The organism is Acidilobus sp. (assembly GCF_049973875.1).
Classification (GTDB): Archaea; Thermoproteota; Thermoprotei_A; order Sulfolobales; family Acidilobaceae; genus Acidilobus.
This window is the reverse complement of sequence record NZ_JBMFJI010000008.1, coordinates 31,258-54,228: the sequence shown is the minus strand read 5'-3', so window position 1 is coordinate 54,228 and position 22,971 is coordinate 31,258. Positions and strand designations below refer to the sequence as shown.

Sequence of the window (22,971 nt, the reverse complement as noted above, 5' to 3'; positions counted from 1 at the left end):
CTTACCTAATGTGCGCGTCCAGTTTAAAATTTAGAAGTAAAGTATTGGGCAAAGGAGTATAGTAATATGTTTTTAAGTATCTTTGCATTAAAGCGCCCTGAGCGCAAATGGACGCAAGCACTATAGACACTAATAGATACCTGGCCGTCTTTGGGCACTTCTACCAGCCGCCCAGGTTTAACCCGTGGACCGGGGAGATAGACTATGACCCCTCGGTCAAGCCTTATCATGACTGGAATGACCGCATAACCAGAGAGTGCTATGAGAGTAACGCTATGGCTAAGCTAGAGGACGAGCACGGACTTGTTGAAGATTTTTTCAACAATTACCTCTACCTCACCTTCAGCTTTGGCCCCCTGCTTCTTGACTACTTGGCCAAGAGATACCCTAATGTGCTTAGCAGTATAGTGGAGGCTGACAAGGAGAGCGTAGTTCGCAGGTCAGGCCATGGCAATGCGTTGGCCCAGCCCTACGCCCACATCATAATGCCCTTGGCCAGCAGGGAGTACAGGGAGACTGCCATAGCGTGGGGCATAAAGTACTTTGAGAAGTACTTTGAGCGTGAGCCTGAAGGATTTTGGCTTCCTGAGGCTGCGGTTGACAACCTAACGCTGGAAATCCTAAGTGATTATGGCATAAAGTTCGTCCTCCTGGGTCCAAACCAAGCTAAGGCAGTTGGCATGCCTGGAGGCCCTAAGAAGCCCGTTGACGAGCAAAGCGTTAATACTAAGGTGACCTACAAGGCGGTGCTTCCCTCCGGGAAGGAGATAGGGGTAGTGCTCTACAATAAATGGCTCTCAGGCCTCGTGGCCTTTGGCGATGCGCTTAAGAGCGGCGAGCTCATACTCAGAAAAACCCTTGAGGCGTTCGACCCTAACAGTCCATCGCCTCAGCTGGTTACAATAGCAGTTGATGGAGAGACTTTTGGCCATCATAAGAGAGGGGGCGAGGTGGAGCTAGCTAGAGCCTTTTCCCTGGCTCCCAGCTACAGGATATCGCTCACCAACATATCAGAGTTTTACTCCAAGATATCCCCACCAGCATACGAGATTGAGATAGCGGAGAACAGTTCATGGAGCTGCCCACATGGCGTTGAGCGCTGGAGAAGCAACTGCGGCTGTGGCTCTGATATAAGGCCTGGGTGGACCCAGGCTTGGAGAACCCCGCTCAGGACCGCCGTGGACTTGGCTGCCTCGGAAATTATGAACTCCTACCTTAAGATCGGCGGTGAAGTGTTCATAGATCCTAAGAAGGCGTTGTTGGAGTACGGCTCTGTGCTAACGGAGGATTCCTCCTCAGAGGCCGCAGCGGAGTTCCTTAAAGAGCACCTCAGGGTCAGCGACGAGAAGTCCAAGAGCTTAGCCCTAAGGCTTCTGGAGATGGTGAGACAGTCGCTCTTGATGCAGTCAAGTGATGCCTGGTTCTTCGAAGATATATATAGGCCTGAGCCCATACAAGCAATGCTTCACATGAGGAGAGCGCTGGAGCTGCTCAGGGAGACTTCTGGTAATGACATAGAGCCTAAAGTACTTGAAATATTAGATGCCGCCAAATCCAACGATCCCTCTGCCGGGACTGGGAAGGATATCTACATGAAGTTTGCCGTAGGCGCCACAACGACGCCAGAGAAGATGGCCGCAATGCTTGCCATGAGGCTTCTCTTCGAGTCGATGCCCCAGGAGACGGACTTCTACTCATACAGGGTCATAATAGAGAGGCTCTCGCCGCTCAAGCTAGGAAGGTTTAGGGCTCTAAGTGGCGTGGCGACCCTCATATCCAAAGTAACCTGGACATACCATCATGTAATGTTTGCTGCCATATACTATGGGTGGTACGACGTCTTTGGTGGCGCTAAGATCATATCGTCCATGCAGGAGTACGAGAAAGTGGAGAAGGACATTTCAAACATGTTCTCTAAGGGCATGATGCCCGACCTCGTGAGTTATCTTAGCTCCGTGTTCAGCGATGGCTTCATAGACCTTCAGAGATCCCTTAAGGATGAGCAGAGAGTACTGCTCAACCATGTAATGGAGAGCGCTACCGTCGACCTTTCACATCAGTTCGACGTCCTTTACGATAATTACATGCCGCTCATGCAGTATGTGAGGATGCTTGGCATGGATTATCCAAGGGTCTTTGAACACCTGGTTGAGTATTTTGTCGAGAAGTCCATATTACAGCTCTTAACAGAAAGCCCCCTCAACGCATCAATAATAATGGAGCTCAGCAGGTGGGCGGCCAACAGCAGCCTGAAAGTTAATCATGAAGTGCCTAGAGCATATGCCTTTAGAATGCTGAATTTATTAAAGGTCCTTCAAGAGGACCCCTTAAACGAGCAGGCCATGAACGACCTTAGCCTGCTGCTCTCCTCATACAAAACACTAGGCCTTAGTGAGGACTACCTGCACCCAGTGCAGGCGGAGTTCGTCAAGCTCAGAAATAAGGTGCTCCGCTCAGTTAAGCTGCCCCAACAAGTTAATGACTTGTATAAAGTCATAGCTTTAAGTCTTAAGGTAAAGTATCCGTAGCCCCATATACTTTAATATCTTTCATTTATCCACGACGTCTCCTTAAGCTTCTCGAGTATCCTAAGCGTTAGGCCCCAAAGAACCAGGTCATTACCAAGGAGTACCCCACGCACGGCCCCTCTCCTTCTGTGCTCAACCAGGCTGGGCTCCTTTAGGTTATTTATGTTGACCCAGAAGACGGCATCCACCTCCGGGTCCCTTGGCATTGGATCCACGGGGCCATTAAGCTCAGCCACTATAGCCTCTGTATAGATCTTAGGCTCGGAAAGGGTGCTGAAAGTTCCCAGCCTGCCGTGAACCCTTACTAAGCGTGGATGAACCCAGGCCTCCTCCCAGGCCTCCCTCAAGGCCGCCTGCTCGGGGGTCTCCCCTTTCCTTATGAGCCCGCCTGGGAGGGCTACGTCACATGCAAACCTTGACTTTAACGAGCAGTTCTTCCTTTCAAGCAGGACATGCCGAGGCGAGCCCCAGAGTAGGACTAGTACCGCGGCAGAAGGTCTCTGGCTAGACATTGTTCTCTGGAACAAAGTTCAACCACCGCTTATCCACTTTATTGAAAAACACGTATAATAGGTCCAAAGTAATAGCTGAGCCTCAGGAAGAGGCTTGCCACCCCTCTGCAGCAGGTGCGGCCTAAGGCAGGCTGAGGTTTATCAACCCCAGAGCGGCGAGTCCCTTTGCCGCGAGTGCTTCTTTGAGGACATCACAGCCAGGGTCAAGCAGGAGGTAGAAAGATGGAACATGATAGAGCCTGGAGACGTCATTCTTCTAGCCCTCAGCGGCGGCAAGGACGGCTACACATTGCTTGACGTAATGAGCAGGATCTACAAGAGCGATAAACTCATAGGCCTTAACATCATTGAGGGCATCCATGGTTACAACAAGGAGGATGACGCCCGGTATCTAGTGATGACCGCCAAGGAGCTCGGCGTTGACGTAGTAGTGACTTCAATAAAGGAGTACATAGGCCTTAGTGTAGACGAAATCATGCATAAGGCTAAGGAGCGCTCGACCCGCATCAGCGCCTGCACTTACTGCGGCATAGCCAGGAGGAGGATTATGAACTACTACGCGAGGGAGCTTGGCGCCAACAAGCTTGCCACCGCACATAATCTCGATGATGAGAGCCAAACCGCCGTGATAAACATACTTAGAGGGGACTTTGAGAGCCTGCTGAGGCAGCACCCCCTGGCAGAGCTGGTCAGAGATCCCATGCTGGTCAGAAGGATAAAGCCCCTCCGTAAAATTTATGAATGGGAGACCGCCACCTTCACCTTCCTCAAAGGATACCACATACAGGAGACGGAGTGCCCTTACATATACCAGCTCCCAACCCTTAGAGCCAAGGTCAGAAGGGAGCTCTATAAGTACGAGAGCGAGCACCCAGGAGCACTTCTACGCTTTATTGAAAGCCTTGATAGAATGCTCGAGCCCATAGCTGCTGGCATTAAGCCAAGAAGCGACCTGGGTAGGTGCGTCAGGTGCGGCGAGCCCACGCCAAGCGGAAAGGCTCTCTGCAAGCTGTGCGAGCTACTTGAAGGCATAGGGGTTTCCAGCCCACTTTACTCCGTCAGGAAGCTAAGAGCCCGCGTTTAGGTGAGCCCCTTGTACGACTGCGTATATGACATAAAAGAGGGGCCCAAGGTTTACAATAGGGCGCTCTACAAGATCTACAGGAACTTCCCCCTGATGGGGCACATAGCCTTCGGCGTAATTGAGAGGGGATCTAACGTTATACAGGTAAGGCCTTCCACCCTCTGCTTTCATAATTGCATATTCTGCAGCGTCGACGCTGGCCCCAGCTCAAAGCACAGAAGGACCGAATACATGATTTACGATGCTGAGTGGCTAGCCAAGTGGGCTGGCGAGGTGGCCAGGGCCAAGGGCGGTGACGTAGAGGCGCTCATAGATGGCGTCGGTGAGCCGCTTACTAACCCACGGATAATAGAGCTTATAAAACTTCTGAAACAGGAGAAAGGCATAAAGAGGGTCGCCATTGAGACTCACGGCGGCTCCCTCTCAGTGGAGCTGGGTAAGAGGCTCTACGAGGCGGGCCTCGATAGAATCAACTTAAGCATTGACGCGGTCGACTCCGAGCTTGCCAGAAGAATGGCTGGGGCCTCGTGGTATAATGTTGAGAGCGTGATTCAGACAGTGAGAAAGCTTGTCGAGGAGACAAAACTTGATATAGTGCTCACGCCCGTGATTGTACCCGGACTTAATGACAATGAGCTGCCGCGCATAATTAACCTAGCCAGAGAGCTTAAGCTTGGCGTCAGGAGCGGCTGGCCGACTGGCGTCTTGGCTCAAAAGTACGAGGAACATAAGTACGGCAGAAAGCCTCCAGGAGTTAAGCCGTGGGGCTGGGGCAAGTTCTATGCCTATCTTAAAGACCTTGAAGCTAAGACTGGCTATAAGCTAATACCTTCACCTGTGGAGCTTGGCTTTAGACAGACCCCTAGGATAGATAAGCCCTATAGGAAGGGTGACAAAGTCACGCTGATGGTAGCTTCTGAGGGATGGCTTAAGAACGAAATGCTCGGGGTCGACCCTGAGTGTTCCAGGGTCTTTTCAATAGTTGGCGTCAGGGCTCCCGTTGGCTCAAAGGTAAGGGCAAAAGTTATTGAAGATGAGAACAACATTTACATAGCTAGGCCTGAGTAGGGCAAAGCCCTTTAAAACTATTTGATCTCTTAAAAAGCCTAAATAGCCTTCAAGGCACCAGCGGTATAGGTGCAACTAATGCCTGATAGAGAAGGCTCAGCAGTGCACAAGAAGCTCTACAGGATCTATTACACGACCTATTATGACTCTGAACACGAAGAGGTTAAGAGAAAGCTTAAGGAGAAGTATGGGGTGGAACCCGCAGATATAAAGTCCTCGGTGCTGCCAGAATTCAGGTTCCTGGAGCTGCCGGTAGCTAAAGGTGGCCTTGAAAAAGAGATGAGCGAGCTGGTCTCCTCAATCATAGGCTCGAAGTACGTTAAGGTGGACTGGATAGATACTGGGGTGTGAGGCTTGAAGGTCCCGGGCCTCCTGGCGTCTGACAATAGGCCCCAGCACGAGATAGAGAGCTGGGTTTTCAGTTTCTGGGACAAGAACGACATATACCATAAGATGAAGTCGTCTAGAGGTGACAAAGGAAAGCTTTACTTCCTGGACGGCCCTCCTTACGCCAGCGCCTCCTCAATACACCTTGGCACTGCATGGAATAAGGTGCTTAAGGATGCGTTGCTTAGATATTACAGGATGTTAGGTTATGACGTGTGGGATAAGCCAGGCTATGACACTCACGGCCTGCCTATAGAGATCTTAGTCGAGAAGAGGTACAATATAAGGAACAAGAAAGAGATAGAGACTTCTGTTGGCATAGAGAGGTTTGTAAACACATGCCTTGACGTAGTGAAGAACAACATAAAGGGCATGACTGAGAGCTTTAAGCAACTTGGAGTCTTCATGGACTGGGAGAACCCCTATGTCACTTACTCTGATGATTATATAGAGTCCGGCTGGTACCTGTTCAAGGTAGCACATGACAAGGGCCTGCTCTATAGAAGCCAGAGAGTGCTGCACTGGTGCCCTAGGTGTGAGACCACTTTAGCAGATTATGAGGTCTCGGAATACACTGAGCTAGATGACCCCTCCATCTACGTGAAGCTCAGGGTAAAGGGAAGCGACAATCTTTACCTCCTCATCTGGACCACAACGCCCTGGACGTTGCCAGCTAACGCCTTTGTTATGGCTCACCCTGACATGGAGTACGCGGAGGTTGAAGTCAACGGGGAGAGGTACGTCATGCTTAGCAGTAGGGTAGAAGCAGTAATGGGGGAGGCCGGCGTAACTAACTACAGGGTCCTCAGGACATTCAAGGGGTCTGAGCTTGAAGGCCTTGAATACATACACCCGCTTGAGGACATCGTTCCAGCTCAGTCCGTTCTAAAAAAGTATCACAGGGTCGTAATGGCGCCAGAGGCCGTGGTTGCCACCGAGGGAACCGGCCTGGTGCACTCGGCTCCAGGTCACGGTGACATAGACTTTGACGTCGGCTCCAAGCTTGGGGTGCCGCCCATAAGTGTAGTTGACAACCAGGGCAGGTTGACCGAGGACGCCGGGAAGTACAAAGGCCTTTACTTCAGAACAGAGGCCAACGAAGCTATAATTAATGACCTGAGAGGCAGAGGGGCGTTGTTCCACGTAGGTAAGGTAAGGCACAGGTACCCAATATGCTGGAGGTGCAAGACTCCCCTAGTACTCAAGACCACAGAGCAGTGGTTCATAGGCGTCAGTAAGCTAAGGCAGGAGCTGCTTAGGCAGCTCGATAACGTTGAGTGGGTACCTTCGTGGGCCAAGAGCAGGATAGCCTCGCTGGTCGCCAATATAGAGGACTGGGTGGTTAGCAGGCAGAGGTACTGGGGCATACCTCTACCCATATGGGTTTGCAACAACTGCGGTCACGTGGAGGTCATAGGGAGCGTTGACGACATAGTTAGGCTTGGCGGCCGTCGCCCTGAGCACTTGCACAGGCCGTGGATTGACGAGGTCACCCTAAGGTGCCCCAAGTGCGGCGGCGTTATGACCAGGGTGCCTGACGTCGCTGACGTCTGGTTTGACAGCGGCATAGCATTCTACGCCAGCCTAGGCTTCCCCAGGAACAAGGAGGCTTTCAACCGCCTTATGCCTGTTGACCTCGTGCTTGAAGGCCATGACCAGCTGAGGGGCTGGTTCTTCAGCCTCCTCCGCTCGGGGGTGATAGGGTTTGGCAGCGCACCTTACAGGAGGGTGCTAGTTCATGGGTTCGTCCTGGATGAGCAGGGCAGAGAGATGCACAAGTCCCTCGGTAACTACGTCGCTGTTGAGGACATCCTTAAGGAGTACCCACGCGACGTTCTCAGGCTCTACTTACTGCGTAACACTACATGGGAGGACCTCAGGTTCTCATGGCATAACATAGACATAGCTGCCAGGGACTTCACCATAATGAGGAACGTGTACGCGTTCGCCTCCATGTACATGAGTTTAGACGGCTTTGACCCAAAGGCTGTTACCTTGGACTCCGTAAGGGATCACCTTGAAGTCGAGGATCGCTGGCTGCTGTCAAGGCTTAACAGCTACCTCGACGAGTACAGGAAGCACTTTGATAAACTTGAGGTTCACGAGGCAGCCCGCATAGTGAGGGACTTCATAGTTGAGGACGTCAGCAGGTGGTACCTAAGACTCATAAGGAGGAGGGTGTGGGAGGAGAGCGACACGCCCTCAAAGAGGGCCGCATATGCAACGCTTTACACAGCGCTCAAGACGTGGGTCCTCATGGCGGCCCCAATAATGCCCTTCCTGAGCGAGTACCTCTACCAGAACTTCATTAGGCCGGCCGAGCCTGATATGCCAGAGAGCGTCCACATGAACCGGTTACCTGAGCCTGACACCTCGCTTATAAACAAGGACCTTGAGGGCAAAATGGAGATAGTGAGGAAGATAACTGAGTACGCACTGTCGGCCAGAATGAAGGGAGGCATTAAGCTAAGAAGGCCGCTTAAGACGCTATATATCTCACCTTCGTCACAGGACGTGCAGGACGCTGTTAAAGAACTTCAAGGCTTACTAACTCAGGCCGTCAATGTCAAGGAAGTTAAAGTAGTATCCTCGGAGATCCTTAACGAGCTGAGAGAGTACAGCCTTGAGCCCGAGTTCAGCACCATGGGGCCTGACTTCAAGAAGCTAACTCCCGCTGTCATAAAGGCCTTGCAGAGCGACGCCATGGCGGCGCGCGAGATACTGCAGAAAGGTTTCTATGATATTACCGTTAACGGGCAGACCGTGAGGGTGGAGAGGAGGCACGTAAGGATAACTGCGAAGTACCCGGACTGGCTCCTCGCAGAGGAGACGCCTTACGGCACTATAGCCCTTGACAAGCGCATCTCTGAGCAAGAGGCACTCGAAGGCACTGCAAGGGAAATAATAAGGAGAGTTCAGTACATGAGAAAGCAGGCGGGCCTCTCAGTGGATGCATACATAGAACTCTGGATTAACGGCGATGAGGAGCTTCTGGCCGCAGCTAAGGCCCTTGAGGATTACGTGAAGTCCGAGACGAGAGCTGTCATAATACATTATGACTTGCCTCCTGAGGGCGTGAAGTCCAGCGAGTGGGAGGTTGATGAGAAACGTCTGAGCCTGGCAATAAGGGAGGTCAAAAGAAACCAACAATAATAAGGCCCAGCGACCTTCATACATTTGGCTATTGTCCAAGGCTTGCATTCTTTGAGCTTTACATGCCTAGGAGGAGGGGCCCTCTCGAGGTCCTGAGGCTATTCATGGGGAGGGTCTTCCATGCCATGTTTATCCTTAGGGATAAAGTTAAGGGTTACATGAGTGAACATGACCTTGCCCTAAGTCTAAATGAGAATGTCATGATAGTTGGACGGGCAGATTCCATCAGAGTAGCTGAGGGGAAAGCGCACATCATTGAAAGGAAAAGTTCAAAAGCGCCAAGGAAAGGAGCGTGGGTCAGCGACGTTATTCAGGCAGGCGCTTATGGACTTATAGTTGCCAGAAACTACAGGCCTCAAGAAGTTACTGTTGAGGTCAGGTATCCAACGGCGTCGAGGGTGTTTAAGTTTGACAGCAGGCTTTCAGCCCTAGTACTTAGAGCCATAGATGACTACCTGTTAGTTAAGAGGAACGGCATACTTCCAGCGGCCAAGAGAGGCCGCCGCTGCAACAGCTGTCCATACAGGGAGGCCTGCTTCCTTCTTGACCTAGAGGGCGAGGAGGCTAAGAACCTGGAGGAGCCGGGCTCTTGGCTTATTAACATCGATACCATAGAGGAGCAGTAAGACAAAAACCCTTTAGCTAGCATAACCAGAGAGGCAGGAGTAACCGAAAATGGAGAGCTATGGCAGCGATAAGGAGGACCCCATAGAGGCTAAGGCGAGGGAAATCTACTCGCAGATCTCGGAAGCCGCGAGACCTGTGAGAAGCCCCGCGGAGGCAGTCAAAGTGCTCGAGGAGAGGTTTAAACTATTGGTAGACCTCAGGATAGTTAAAGTTACCTTCGCAGCGTTCATGATAGGCAGGCCCGTGCTCTTTGAGGGACCCCCAGGCACTGGCAAGACGGAGATTGGAGAGGCCCTCCTAAGGCTGTGGTCTGGCAGGGACCCTTTCGTTTTGCCCGCGTCCCCAGATTACGATGAGTATAAGACCATTGGCGACTTCCATCCTCTCATGGCTATGAGGTATGGCTTCAATGAGAACTCGTTCATTCCAAGGCCTCTGCTCGCGGCTATGATACTAGATGCTGGTGTGCTAATAGATGAGATCAGGAGAAGCAACGAAGATTTCCAGAACATGTTGTTGGACATAATAGATAAGAGAAGAATAGTTGTGCCTGAGCTGAAAAAGGCCTTTAAGGCCAAAGGTCTAGGATTTCAGTTCATCTTTACCAGCAATCCAACCGACGTAGCGCAGAGAGAGTTAAGCGATGCCTTCCTGAGGAGGGTTATCAGGATTAAGTTCACATACCCTGACCCTGAGGATGAGCTTAAAATAATAATGCTGCACATAAACGATAGGCCCCTCGTAAAGGACTCTATGCTGAGGAGGGTGGTCAGCGCGGTTAACGCCCTCAGGAGCTCCAAAAACATGTCACATAAGCCGGGAATTGACGCGTCCATTTCCTGGGTTCGCCTAGCGCAGGCGGTTGCAAAGACCGAAGGAAGCGCAAGCGTGCTTCCGAGGCACCTGATTGAGACCGCCGCGGCTGCACTTATAAAGGACCCAGCCGACGAAGACGTAGTGTATGCAACCGTCAAGGAATACATCGATGAAGGAGTCACCTATGAGGACTGAGGATTTAATAAACCTCGTGCGTAGGTTGGCGACGTTCCTCAAATCCCAAGGCAAAGGTGTCAGTATAAGTGAGGAGCTTACCGCCATATACCTGGCAGAGGCTTACTTTAACCTTAGCGACCACGCGAATTATGATGACATAACGACGATAATTCTGGCAGCGCTCGCCAAAGATGATGAGTCAGAGGCCCTGATAAAGGAATACCTGTCTAGGCTGTCAGCGTGGCGCGACAACGCCAACAACGACCTTACGAGGAGATGTAAAGACCATGACCAGAGGCAGAAACCGCATTATGATGTTATCAATGAAGTGCAATACGTGCATAGAATTCCTAAGAACCCACGCAAGTTAAAGTATGTTGCAAACCTGCTAGCCAAGTTGGGCGAACTGCGAGATCCTCGCGTTGTTGCTAAAATTCTGGAGCAGAGGCCCTCCATAGCGTTAAGCGTTGGCAAAGAAAGAAGCCTGGCGGCCGTCAGGTATATGAGTGCGGAGAAGGCGGCAGAGGTTGTAAGAAAGCTCGTTGCAAATGCTGACAGCTACGAAGAAGCACTAAGCGTAGCTAGGGCCGTAGATCCCAGGCTCCTCTGGAGGGTTGAAATTAAAGGCTTCATAAAGGGGTCTTCGCTTGAAGCTTTAGTTAAGGCTTCCCTCTCATTAAGGCACGCCGCAGCTTCCTTAAGTAATCGGGAGCTGCACTACCTTCAGCTTGCAGTAGAGGAGAGCAAATACGCAGAGACGGCTCTTAGCAAAGTTAATGAGGAGGAACTAGGCGAAACCGCCAGAAGGCTCCTAAACGAAGCTAAGGCTATAATAGGGGTGGCTCAGGGAGACACAAGTTCCTTAGCAGACTTGCCGCTGGAGGTCTTAATCCCAGTAGTTCAGGATCTCTATATTAATACTGAAGACGTGAAGGAAAGAAGGGCTCTTGAACGCCTTTTAGAACTTTCGCTCACCGGAATAGCAGGTCTATACCAGGGCAAGAGAACAACTTATAACGCCGTTGGTGGGCGGCTTGACCTGAGAAGGTCCGAGCTAAAGTACATAAGAATGGTCAATAACTTTATGACCTATAGAAGACGTGAGAAAGCAAAGAACTTCTCGCTCTTACTGGACATAAGCGGCTCCATGAGGCCATACTCTTCTATGGCGCTAGCAGCCGCCGCTCTGGCTACAGACAGCATAGATTTACTGGTGCTCTTTAACGATACAGTAAAGCTTGTGAAGGGACCTCTGAAGAGGCAGACCATGATAAGGCTGTTGGCGTCGCTTAGGTTCGACGGGTATACTAACATTTCCCAGGCCTTAAGGGCCTCTGAAACCGCTAAGAGGGCTGTCATAATATCTGACCTAAGGCAAACAGTCAGGGACTTGGAGCCCTCTGAAGCTATCTGCAGCTTCATCAGCAAGGGCCGCAGGTTAGCCCTTCTTGCGCCTCCATCGGCCACTTTAGCTGAGATCTCAAAGATACAGGGCTGCGGCGCGAGTGTAGTAACGGTAAGCGGACAGAGCGACGTCATAAGGGCCTTTTCTAAGATTCTCAGGAAAGTTTAAGTCGACGTCTCACTGCTTGTCGCTAGGGCTGAAGCTTGCTAGACCCTGTGACCCGGGCCATCGTCAGCTCTTCGGAAATCCTCTCAGACATTCTAGGTGTTGACCAGCTGGTTGCCTTTAGGGACCTGATGGAACCTATAAAGGAGGAGTATGGGGACTCCTCATTTCCCTCTATAAGGTACTCCAAGGACCCTGATGAGGTAGCTAAGATATTGGCAAGTAGGCTTGCATCAGACTATAACATTTACTATGTCGACGCGAAGAACTTAAAGGGGTTCACTAACTTAACCTTCAGGTGCGGGGACCTTGTCAAAGCAGTAGTGGAGTGGGCTAAGAATAGCGGGGAGTTAGAGGTCCCTAAGATATCTAGGCCCCTCAAGATAGTGGTCGAGCACACCAGCGCTAACCCCATACATCCCCTTCATATAGGGCACGCGAGGAACGCCTGTATAGGGGATTCGCTTGCAAGACTTCTCAGGTCCAGAGGGCACAGTGTTGTGACGAGGTTTTACATAGATGACGTAGGCCGACAGGTGTCCATAGCAGCCCTTGGAGTTAAGCTGCTAGGCATAGACGTGCTAAAAGAGTCGCAGAGGCTCTCAATAAAGCCCGACTCCCTGGTCGGCTGGATTTATGCTGTGACCAGCACCACAATAGACCTTCTAAACGCGAAAAAGGCTGGAAACAGTGAAGAGGCAGAAAAGCTAGCGTCAACCCTTGCTAGACTAAAGTCTCAGGACCCAGGGAACTTCTTTGACAAGCTTTACAATGCGCTCTCCTCCCTTGAGAACCCTGAAGCAGCTGTGGCTGACCTTAATAATAGGTATGAGAAGGGGCTTGAGCCTGAGAAGACCTTGATTAGATCTATGGTTCAAGCAGTCCTCGAAGGCTTCAAACAAAGCCTTGATACTCTTGGCGTAAGCTTTGACCTCTGGGACTGGGAGAGCGACCTGGTCTGGAGCGGGCTCGTGAGCAAGCTTATTGAAGAAGCTAAGGGAAGCAGATACTTCATTAAGTACAAGGACGCTGACGCAATAGATATACCTCAGATAATAAGTGAAGAGGTTCAGTACGACAAGGAGGCCCTCAGCTCTATAAAGCTTCCCAAAGGGTTCTCCCTGCCGCCCCTCATTCTGCTCAGGAGCGACGGGACGACGCTTTACACCACAAGGGACCTGGCCTACAGCGTACTTAAGTTCTCCCAGACCAACGCGGATAAGGTAATTAACGTCATAGGCGCTGACCAGAGGCTCCCACAGCTGCAGCTAAGGGTAGCGCTTTACGGCCTCGGCCATAGGAGGGAGGCGCTAAACCTAATTCATTACGACTATGAAATAGTCAGGCTCACCACCGGCAGCATGCATGGCAGGAGAGGCGAGTATGTCACGCTGGATTCCCTTCTCACGGAGCTCTCCGCACGGGCATTGAAGGAGGTCATTGAGAGAAACCCATCTATGTCAAAAGAGGAAGCCATGACCATAGCTAGGAGTATAGGCGTCGGAGCCATCAGATACTTCATGGTTCACATGAGCGCTTCAAAGCCCCTGACCTTCAGTGTTGACAGGGCTATGAACCTTAGGGAGAGCAGTGGTCCGTACCTTCAATATACGTACGTGAGGGCCGTCAATATACTTGAAAAACACGGGAAGGTTGATCTTAACTCCGTGGACCCAGACAAGTGCACGGAGCCTAGGAGGAGGCTCCTTGTAAAGGCATTGAAGACCCCGCTAGTGATAGCTAAGGCAGCCGATGATCTTGCCCCAGAGGATCTGGTATCACATCTGGCTGACCTAGCGGATAACTTCAATGCATGGTATGAACAGGACTCCGTGATCAGGGAGCCCGATGTTGGGGCAAGGGAACTAAAGGCCTTAATAGTGGACATCGTCAGACAGTCCCTAGGCATTGGTATGAGCGTGCTGGGCATACCAACGCTGAGGAGGATGTGAATGCCCTACCACATAAGGGCTGAAAGGGTTCCTGAGGGAGTTCTGATAACAGGGGACCCGCTGAGAGCCGACAGGTTCACGTCACTACTTGAAAGGCCACGCCTTATAAATGACAACAGAGGGCTCAGGACTTACGTGGGCTTCTACAAGGACAAGGAGGTTGCTATAGCAGCTCATGGAATGGGAGGCCCCAGCGCTGCCATTGTGGTTGAGGAACTAATAAGTATAGGGGCTAAGAAAATTATAAGGGTGGGAACCGCAGGCGCCATCTCCCCAGAGCTAAGGCCTGGAGACGTGCTTGTCGCTGACGCGGCGTCCTCAACATATGGCGGCGCCGGCCTAGGACTTTACTTTGGACCTATATGCCCGCCGTCATCTCCTGACCCAGAGCTCACCTACAGGCTACTGCAGGAGCTATCTAAGTTAGGCGTAAAGGTTGCCAAGGGGCCCGTGTTCTCCAGCGACTCCTTTTACGCGGAGTCCAACGTGCTAGGATTGCTTAAGTCCCTTGGATTTAAGGCCGTCGAAATGGAGTGCGCCACAGTAACGGCCCTGTCACGAATAAGAGGCGTCAGCGCCGCCTGCGCCCTCGTGATAAGCAACTCAGCTGGCTCCCTGCAGAGCGACCAGACGCTGGTGGACAAGGGCCTCACGAGCGCCGCTACTGCATCCCTAGAGGTTCTCATCAGGTAAAGCCTAGGTCCACTACCAAAGAGTTCTTGTGCATCAGCTGTGATGACTTAACAGCCGCAAGGGAGCCCCCGCTGTCCTTAAACATTATGAACCCTCCCCAAGAGGCCCATGGAATTAACGATTTGCCTACGAGCGCCCCAGCATCAACAACCCTCGGCCTCATGGATATGAAGTCCTGCGAGACTATGGAAAATAACTTGTTGTCCCACTGAACTCCCAGAAGCTTGGAGGCTTTCGATGCTGCCTCGCTGAGCCTCAGCGATGCAAAGTAGTAGTCCTGGGCACTGAGCAACTTATGGCGCCAGCTCTCGACAGCTATGCCACTGCTCGATATATTCATCTCAGCCTTCCTTGCGGCTAAGAGGCTATCAACTTCCATGATCACCGTAGCTACTACGTGAGGCTGCTCTGCTATCCTCTCTAATAGCCTGAATTTCCTCGTCGCACCTACCTTAGGTTTATCGCCTCCATAGTCCAGCATATAAACTACGTACTCACCCTTTACCACGCTATCTATATACTTACAGGCTTCAAGCGCCTTCTCAGACCTTGAATCAAGGCATAAGGTGTAAATCGCCCTTTCCGATCTCCTGTGCTTTGAACAGAAGCCCTCGGCCGCAACAGGGCAATATAACCTCTTAAGGGGGTCATCAGCTTCATCTAGGGGGCCGTTGTGCCACTGGCAAAATGACTGCCACGGCTCCTGGGCTATCTTGAGCTCTGACGTATACTTAAAGACGTCAGAGTAGCCCTCAGGCTGCACTAAAAGATGGTCCAAGGACGCAGGATACATGACTACGTCCATGCTTTCCTGTGACGTTACGAACAGGAAACCCTTTGGAGGCTCAACCTTCCTTAGCGCAGGTTCGCCTATTCTCTGCTTTATAAGCCTTAGAATGGCTCTGGTAGCCCCCACAGTAATCATCGAGATATGAAGTCAACCTGACGGAGGATATTAAGTTTACCCGGGCCTCCCGCTCTCCGAGACAAACATTTAATTGTTAAACCTTAAGTCAATCACAGGAGGCTAACCATGGCTGCTGAGCAACTGAGCCCTAGCGAGCTTGAGCTTCTCAAAAAGCTCGCAAGTCTTGGTGAGCCGCTAGACCTTGAGAAATCGGAGGAGCTTATAGGTATGCCTGCTAGCAGCGCCGCGAGTTTAGCAAGCCTTCTCGAGGCTAAGGGTCTTGTCAAGGTTGATAGGAGAACGGCCACCAAGATACTTTTGACGGAGAGGGGCGAGGAGGTCCTAAGGAACGGACTACCTGAAGAGAGGCTTCTCAAGCTGTTGGAGGCCAACAATGGCTCTGTAACAGTTGATTTAGCCAGAAGCTCCCTTGGGAACGACTTCAATATAGCTGTCGGAGTGGCCATGAAGGCCGGCTATATAAAGATAGTTAATGGTGTGATAACTCTCATAGACCATGAGGGTTTCAAGGCCAGCGTAATCAACCTGAAGGGAGGCCTTAGGAGCATAAAGGAGGGAGGGCTCGTAAGCGAGAAAATAGTTGACGTCCTGAAGGGCAGAGGGCTTGTAAAAGTTGAGCAAAAAAGCCTGATAAGTATAAGGCTGTTACCTCAAGGGCTCTCGCTGGCGTCCGCTAAGCCAAGCATAGCAAAGTTATCCCATGAACTTATAGCCACAGGCAAATGGAGAGAATACACATTAAGGCCCTACGATGTTAGCGCAGAACCGCCATTAAGGATGCCTGCAAGAAAGCACTTCTTTGCTGAGTTCATAGAGGAGCTTAAAGATCTCATGAAGGAGATGGGTTTCGTCGAAGTGAGTGGCCCCCTCGTTGAGTTGGAGCTATTCAACTTCGATGCGCTCTTTCAGCCCCAGGACCACCCAGCCAGGGAGATGCACGACACGTTCTGGCCCGACCTACCACCAGCTGACCTAAGCGACTATGCTGACATAGTTGCCAGGGTTAGGTATGAACATGAACATGGCTGGGGATATCAGTGGGATGAAGGCGTAGCCTCAAGGAGAATTCTGAGAAGCCAGACCACCGCGGTAACCATAAGGGTTCTCGCCTCCAGGCCCAGGCCTCCCATCAGGTTCTTCACGATAGATAAAGTCTTCAGGGCGGATCCGGTGGACGCCACCCACCTATCAGACTTTCATCAGCTAGATGGAATTATGGGCTGGGAAGACTTCACGTTTAGGGACTTACTTGGTTTCCTAAGCGAGTTCGGCAAAAGGCTTGGCCTGGAGCTTAAGTTTAAGCCTGCCTACTTCCCGTTCACGGAGCCCAGCGTGGAGGGTTATGCAAGAATAGGAAGTAGCATGGTTGAGGTCTTCGGCGCGGGTCTCTTCAGGCCAGAGGTTCTAAGAATTGCTGGCGTTGATTACCAGGTGGGCGCCTGGGGCATGGGCGTTGAGAGACTGGCCCTGGCACGCTTTGGGCTTCATGACGTTAGAGACCTCTACTCTAAAGACTACGACTTTCTGAGGTCATTTAAAGTCAAGGTGTGAGGCCATGGTAACGCTCAGGTTTAGGCCTGAGAGGCTGGTGGAGACTACAGGTATAGACCTGGACATAGTTGAGGAGGCGCTTTTCAGATTAAAGTGCGAGACTGAGCTTAACGACAACTATCTCTCAGTTGAGATAAACCCGGACAGGCCAGACATGTTTATCTCTGAAGGCATAGCAAGGGCCGTCAGAGGCATAGAGTCCATAGAACTTGGCTGGACTCCCTTAGATGGGAGGCTCAGGGACAGCGGCCTGGAGCTCGTCAACGAGATGCCGGGGACGAGGCCTTACATAGCTGCTGCCGTGGTATATAATGTAAACGTTGACTCGGAGTCCTTCCTTGAGGAGCTCGTTCAGTTCCAGGAGAAGCTCCATGATACTGTAGGAAGGAGGAGAAGGAAGGTAGCAATAGGGTTCCACGACCTGTCGAAGGTTAAGTCCAAGAGGCTCAGGTACGGCATGTTACCGCTCAAGAGCAGCATGGTACCCCTTGGTAGAAGCGAACCCATGCCGATAGCTGAGGTTCTGAGGAGCACAGAGCAGGGGGTAAAATATGGTAATATAAGTTTGGCTGAGGGTCTCCACCCGGCATTTACAGATGATAGTGGGGCCGTGCTCTCGCTGCCTCCAGTGATAAATTCTGAGCTCACCAGGGTTGAGGTCGGCACCAGGGACCTTCTAATCGACGTCACCGGAACAGACCTTGCTTCCGTACTTAAGGTGCTGGACATCATAACGCTTAACTTAGCCGAAAGGAGAGGAACTTACATAGGTCTCGTCAGGATAGTTCCAAGGACAGGAGAGCCTTTAAATGCGCCAGTACTTAAGAGCAGGGAGCTGAGCCTTGATATAAATTACGTAAACAGGGTCCTAGGGACGGACCTAACAGTTGATGAGGTTGTACTCTCGCTGCTTAAGATGAGGCACATAGCCTCGCCTGAGAACGACCATGTAAAAGTTATGGCTCCCCCATTCCGTTATGATATAATATCTGAGATAGATCTCGTAGAAGACGTCGCCATGGCGTTAGGCTATGACTCCCCCAAGCTTTCACCGAGCAAGTACATGAACAACGCGAGAGGATCGCTGTTAGACCACACCCTGCTCTCAAGGGCGGCACGCGACATAATGACAGGGCTTGGCTTCACTGAAGTTATGAGCTATATATTGACCAGCTCCTCCTTACTGAGGCTCTTTGATATGATCAGTGACGCTGTAGAGCTCAAAAATCCTGTACAGGAGGAGCTAGATGTCTTAAGGCCCTCCCTCATACCCCAGCTACTTCAGCTCATGTTCTTCAACGTCAGCAAGACCAAGCCTGTTAATATCTTCGAGATAGGCAAGACCGTTAAAAAGATCGGCTCTGAAGTAGTAGAAGACTTGAAGCTGGCTGCCGCTACCATGGACGACACAGTAAGCTATGAGGACGTTCAAGCCGTTGCTTACGCATTTATAAGATCCTTTGGCCTCAAGCCCAGCGCCAAACCTCTCACAGCTAGTTGGCTTCTCGCAGGCAGGTCCGCCTCGCTCCTAGCTAACGGCCACGAGATTGGAGTTATTGGCGAGATAAGCCCTGTTGTACTGGATAAGCTCAACGTCACGTACCCGGTGGCCGTTTTTGAACTCTCGTTAACAGAGCTCCTAAAGGTGATAAGGGCTGGAGCTGCAGGACAGGAGCCCTGACTACCCCGTGCCAGTTAAGAGGATAGGCTTCAGAGGCGTCCTGAAGAGGATCCTAATAAAGTCGCCCCAGGGGATGTTCGCCTTTGACGCGAAGATCAACGTATATGTGGACATCTCATCTAACAGGAAGGGGGCCCACCTGTCTCGCAACGTCGACGCCATGCAAATACTGGACTCCTTCCCCCAGGAGTCGTGGAGCCTTGAAGGACTTGCAGAGAGCATTCATGATCAGCTTCTGAATCTTCACAGCTACAGCGATAGCGCCGGCGTTGAGCTATATACAACGTATTGGGCGAGGGCAGTCTTTGAGGATATAGAGTCCCTGGAGCCGGTTAGAGTTAAAGTTGCCGTGGCAGGAGGAAGATATGAAAAGACCTTCCTGACCAGCGTCTCTGTAAAAGGTTTCACTGTATGCCCCAGCGCACAGAGAACTATAGCTGACATGTTTAACTATAGCTCCACGGCGCCTAGCCATAGCCAAAAAGTGATGCTTAAAGGCTCCATAATATCCCACAAGCTTCACATAATTAGCGTTGATGATATCGCATCGGCCCTCTGGGCCTCCCTCTCGGCGCCGGCCTTTACGTTACTTAAGAGGTCTCAGGAGGCAAAGCTTGTCTTTGGAGCCCACAGAAACCCAAGGTTCGCTGAGGACGCCGTCAGGGAAGCCGTGAGGAGGCTCAGATGCCTAGTCGACGAAAGCCTTCCCGGGAATACTGTGCTTAGAGCAGAGATCTATAGCCTGGAGAGCATACATCCGCATAACGTTTTCGCTGTTGCAGAGGGAAAAGTGGAAGAGCTGCCTAAGATGGGCTGCGGCGTTTAAAGTTACGCTAAGGAACCCTCATTATTGATGTTGCGCGGCATAGGATAATCAGCTTCACACCTCTACATATGCACGCTTTTAAATTAATAGTTTAAAAAGAGTCTAAAGTAAATAGTAAATATCAAGTGGGTACCGTTCCCTATTAGTGGTGAACACGGGTGGCAAGGCTTGCGATGGTCAGCAATGGAACTATCGCGGCACTCTATGACGGCAACTTCTACATAAGGAGCATTTATTATCCCATGCTTGACCAGCACCATAACCACTCAGTAAACGGCGCCTTTAAGATAGGTCTATGGAAGGACGGCCAGATGCTATGGCTCGAAAACGTGGACAAGTCTATTGAAATGGACAACCTGATAGCCAGGGCTATTTTTAGATTGAGCGACGCTACAGTGGAGCTTACTTCGTTGGCCTCTCAAACAAGGCCAGCAATAATAACTAAGGTTAGCGTAAAGGGTGAGGGCCTCTTTAGGTTCATACAGTACAACGACTTCAGACTCAACAACAGTGAACTTGGTGACACGGCGCTCTACGACCCTCGACTCGATGCCATGATCCACTACAAGGGAAGTACCTGGTTCGCGGTTACCTCATCACATAAACTCTATGAGTATACCACAGGAAGGAGAGACCAAGGAGCTGTGCTTGGAGACTGCCAGGACGGTGTTCTGAACAAAAACCCGATAGCTCAGGGCTCCGTTGACAGCGCTGTCTCAATAGCTGCCAAGGAGTTCTACCTTTACATAGTTGCTGGAAGAAGCTATAACGACCTTGTGGAATCTTTAAAGGACATGAGGGCAAGTCCTGGTGAGCACTTTGAGCGCGACAGCAGGTACTGGAACGTTCTTACAGAGCCTGTCAAGGATGTAAAACTCTTGAAGCAGGGCGTCGCCGTACTCATCGGCCACATGGGTAATAATGGCGAAGTACCTGCCTCGCTGGACACCAGCATCCTCAAGTTCAACCTTGACACATATGCATATACATGGCCAAGGGATGCAGTTCATGTAGCCATAGCCCTTGACTCTATGGGCTACTGGTCCTTCACCAGGAGGTTCTACGAGAAACTATTTACAGAGCTGATGATTCCTGAAGGCTACCTTTACCAGAAGTATAACGCTGACGGCACTTTTGGAAGTACATGGCATCCATGGACCTCTGAGACTGAAATTAGTAAGAACATACAGGAGGACGAGACCGCCCTGGCAGTCTACGGTTTCTGGTACCATATAGTGACCTCTAATGATTACTTCCTGCTACGGGAAGTCTATGAGAATTTGGAAAAGGCCACAGAGTTCATGGCAAGTTTCATTAATGAGAAGTTGTCCCTGCCTTTGATGAGCTACGACCTCTGGGAGGAGAGACTTGGAGTTCACGCGTATACGGTCGCCGCTGTCTATGCTGCCATGAAGAGCGCTGCAGACATCGCGAGGAGGCTTGGAGTATGGAGCAAGGAGGACAAGTGGAGACACCTAGCTAAGGCCATCCAAAACGGCTTCAGGGAACACATGTTTAACAGGGACGGAGGCCACTTCTACAGGATGATAGTGATAGATAAGGACAGGGTTGTCGACGTTGATAAGACCGTAGATTCCTCAATCCTGGCAGCTGGCCTCCTTGGCCTCGTGGATCCTTCAGATCCCATGTTTGAGAGCACCGTAAAGGTTGTGAGAGATAAATTGTGGGTTAGCAGGGTAGGAGGCCTTGCAAGGTATGAAAACGACTACTACCAAAGAATCGCTGGTGACTACGCGGGCATACCTGGCAACCCATGGATAATAACTACCATGTGGCTGGCGCAGAGCTATATATTGCAGAGCGACTTCGACTCTGCAAAGCAATTAATGACGTGGGTTGAGGGAGTAGCCTCCCCCACTGGGATGCTGCCAGAGCAGGTCAGCCCCTTCGATTCGGCGCCGCTCTCAGTAATGCCGTTGGCGTGGAGCCATGCTGAATACATAAAGACTTACTTCATGTTAGGCAGCAAAAGCCTGCTGCCGCCGGGCTAATCGCCATACACAAGCGCTTATCTTGCTTAAATAAGCGCGCTGCCTTTTAATAGAGATAGGTGTCTAACTTAGCTACGGAGTGCAGTTCATCGATACTTAAATGGTATACATCAAGGCCCTGGGCGCTTAGCTGCGACAGCGTAGCCTACTACTGCGAGCCTATAGATGGAGGCCTTACCCTCATAGTGGAGGGGTGTGGTGAGAAGGCCTTTGCCCCCATTTCCATACTGCCCGATGGATCAGTCCTGGAACTGGACTCCTCCGCCACGTGGCTTAACTCTATATTGAGCTCTTCTACCGCTGCATTCCAATCAAGCTGCAGTGGGCCCAGGAAGATAAGGGAGCTAAAAATAGTAAGTTCGGGGCTCAGGTCCATAAGCTACGAGGCCGTAGATGAAGGCGGTGAAAGGTTACTGATAAAGGCCTTAAGGCGCCTTGAAAACGACAACATAGAACACCTGGTACTCAGGTACTTAACGTTTGTAAACTATAAGCGGGTCCCCAAATTCATATGCAACTTAACTTATAAGAGTTCGCCCTACATTATTATCACGAACTTTGTTGACGGATTTCCAGCGGCTACGGCCTATGTCAATGACGCCTCTAACAGGTCTACTGCTAACGTGAATTCCATAGGGCCTAAGATAGGGTTGGCTATCTCGGAGCTTCATAACGTCATGATGACATGCAGCGAAAGCTGGTGCAGGCCAGAGCCCATAACGGACGCTGACATCAAGAGGTGGCTTGAAAGGATCAGCTGGAGGTCTTCATGGCTGAGAGATAAGGGCTCCCACATGCTTCCATACAGCGACAGGCCTCTGGTTTATGAGGCCGCCGACTCCTTAGAGGAGCTAGTAAGCTTCCTGGAGCCACTTGCAGAGAAGCTCCTTGGAAGAACCAAGCTGAGGATTCACGGTGACCTTCACCTCTACCAAATAGTAGAGTCTCAGAAGGGAGACATATACATAACGGACTTTGAGGGGGAGCCGTACAAGATGCCTGCAAGTAAGCTCGAAAAGGAACCTATAGCAAGGGACTTAGCTGCGCTGGCGAGAAGCATTGACTATGCCGCAATGATGGGCGAGCAGCTGAGGACCGGCGCCTCCCTTCTTCAGGTCTCGTCGTGGCCTCCAGAGGAGCTTCTTAGATGGGAGAAGGAGGCCTTTAAAAGCCTCCTGGAATCATACGTGAGGAACGCCGAGAGCAAGGGGCTTAGCAACCTCCTGGACGGCCTCTCATCGCTTTTCTTTTGGCTTATTGAGAGGGCTAGTTATGAGTCCGTTTATGAAATCGTCGCACGCACCGGATATCATTATGTGCCCCTGAACGCTATAATAAGGTACAAGGAGGACTTCGACGAACTGGCGAAATATGTTAAGGAGTTCTCTTCACAACAATAAGGCCTG

At 51.1% G+C, this 22,971-nt stretch carries 17 protein-coding genes; 15 read left to right on the top strand and 2 right to left on the bottom strand.

What is annotated here, in order from left to right; all coding sequences use genetic code 11:
• The first annotated feature begins 107 nt into the window (after nt 1-107).
• A complete protein-coding gene (locus ACP5H1_RS04495) occupies nt 108-2,528 on the top strand; it encodes a DUF3536 domain-containing protein (protein ID WP_427972218.1) in 2,421 nt (806 codons plus the stop codon).
• An 11-nt stretch (nt 2,529-2,539) separates the two neighbouring features.
• Here ACP5H1_RS04495 and ACP5H1_RS04490 read toward each other — a convergent pair whose 3' ends face one another.
• Nucleotides 2,540-3,055 carry an NUDIX hydrolase gene (locus ACP5H1_RS04490; RefSeq protein WP_427972216.1) on the bottom strand — a complete coding sequence of 172 codons (516 nt, stop codon included), beginning with the start codon at nt 3,053-3,055 and terminating at the stop codon, nt 2,540-2,542.
• A 79-nt stretch (nt 3,056-3,134) separates the two neighbouring features.
• Here ACP5H1_RS04490 and ACP5H1_RS04485 point away from each other — a divergent pair, with 79 nt between their 5' ends.
• From ACP5H1_RS04485 to ACP5H1_RS04445, 9 genes are all read left to right on the top strand, one after another.
• Nucleotides 3,135-4,124 (top strand): TIGR00269 family protein, encoded by a 990-nt coding sequence (locus tag ACP5H1_RS04485; protein ID WP_427972213.1) that lies wholly within the window; start codon nt 3,135-3,137, stop codon nt 4,122-4,124.
• Between the two features lie 9 nt (nt 4,125-4,133).
• Nucleotides 4,134-5,192, top strand: a complete 1,059-nt coding sequence (locus tag ACP5H1_RS04480) for a radical SAM protein (RefSeq protein ID WP_427972211.1) — start codon at nt 4,134-4,136, stop codon at nt 5,190-5,192.
• 78 nt (nt 5,193-5,270) lie between these two features.
• Complete coding sequence (locus ACP5H1_RS04475; RefSeq protein ID WP_427972208.1) at nt 5,271-5,543, top strand: hypothetical protein; 273 nt, start codon at nt 5,271-5,273, stop codon at nt 5,541-5,543.
• Nucleotides 5,544-5,546: 3 nt separating this feature from the next.
• Entirely contained in the window at nt 5,547-8,732 is a 3,186-nt protein-coding gene (ileS, locus tag ACP5H1_RS04470) for an isoleucine--tRNA ligase (protein ID WP_427972205.1), read from the top strand.
• Nucleotides 8,729-9,358 carry a CRISPR-associated protein Cas4 gene (gene cas4, locus ACP5H1_RS04465; RefSeq protein WP_427972255.1) on the top strand — a complete coding sequence of 210 codons (630 nt, stop codon included), beginning with the start codon at nt 8,729-8,731 and terminating at the stop codon, nt 9,356-9,358. The genes ileS and cas4 overlap by 4 nt, the downstream gene beginning before the upstream one ends.
• A 49-nt stretch (nt 9,359-9,407) precedes the next feature.
• A complete protein-coding gene (locus ACP5H1_RS04460; RefSeq protein ID WP_427972202.1) occupies nt 9,408-10,370 on the top strand; it encodes an AAA family ATPase in 963 nt (320 codons plus the stop codon).
• Between the two features lie 484 nt (nt 10,371-10,854).
• Nucleotides 10,855-11,925: a VWA domain-containing protein gene (locus ACP5H1_RS04455; RefSeq protein ID WP_427972200.1), complete on the top strand. Its 1,071-nt coding sequence runs from the start codon at nt 10,855-10,857 to the stop codon at nt 11,923-11,925.
• Between the two features lie 35 nt (nt 11,926-11,960).
• Entirely contained in the window at nt 11,961-13,874 is a 1,914-nt protein-coding gene (locus ACP5H1_RS04450; RefSeq protein ID WP_427972198.1) for an arginine--tRNA ligase, read from the top strand.
• The gene (locus ACP5H1_RS04445; protein ID WP_427972195.1) at nt 13,875-14,567 is read left to right on the top strand and encodes a purine-nucleoside phosphorylase; all 693 of its coding nucleotides are present in this window, start codon (nt 13,875-13,877) and stop codon (nt 14,565-14,567) included. It abuts the gene before it with no gap.
• Here ACP5H1_RS04445 and ACP5H1_RS04440 read toward each other — a convergent pair.
• Nucleotides 14,560-15,492 carry a hypothetical protein gene (locus ACP5H1_RS04440; RefSeq protein WP_427972193.1) on the bottom strand — a complete coding sequence of 311 codons (933 nt, stop codon included), beginning with the start codon at nt 15,490-15,492 and terminating at the stop codon, nt 14,560-14,562. The two genes, ACP5H1_RS04445 and ACP5H1_RS04440, sit on opposite strands and share 8 nt — an antisense overlap.
• Before the next feature lie 108 nt (nt 15,493-15,600).
• Here ACP5H1_RS04440 and ACP5H1_RS04435 point away from each other — a divergent pair, with 108 nt between their 5' ends.
• From ACP5H1_RS04435 to ACP5H1_RS04415, 5 genes are all read left to right on the top strand, one after another.
• Nucleotides 15,601-17,046 carry a phenylalanine--tRNA ligase subunit alpha gene (locus ACP5H1_RS04435; protein ID WP_427972191.1) on the top strand — a complete coding sequence of 482 codons (1,446 nt, stop codon included), beginning with the start codon at nt 15,601-15,603 and terminating at the stop codon, nt 17,044-17,046.
• A gap of 4 nt (nt 17,047-17,050) precedes the next feature.
• Nucleotides 17,051-18,727, top strand: coding sequence for a phenylalanine--tRNA ligase subunit beta (pheT, locus tag ACP5H1_RS04430; RefSeq protein WP_427972189.1), 1,677 nt, complete (start codon nt 17,051-17,053; stop codon nt 18,725-18,727).
• 7 nt (nt 18,728-18,734) lie between these two features.
• A complete protein-coding gene (locus ACP5H1_RS04425; protein ID WP_427972186.1) occupies nt 18,735-19,553 on the top strand; it encodes a GTP cyclohydrolase I FolE2 in 819 nt (272 codons plus the stop codon).
• 158 nt (nt 19,554-19,711) lie between these two features.
• Nucleotides 19,712-21,565 carry a glycoside hydrolase family 15 protein gene (locus ACP5H1_RS04420; RefSeq protein ID WP_427972183.1) on the top strand — a complete coding sequence of 618 codons (1,854 nt, stop codon included), beginning with the start codon at nt 19,712-19,714 and terminating at the stop codon, nt 21,563-21,565.
• A 59-nt stretch (nt 21,566-21,624) separates the two neighbouring features.
• Entirely contained in the window at nt 21,625-22,965 is a 1,341-nt protein-coding gene (locus ACP5H1_RS04415) for a hypothetical protein (protein WP_427972181.1), read from the top strand.
• Nucleotides 22,966-22,971 lie beyond the last annotated feature (6 nt).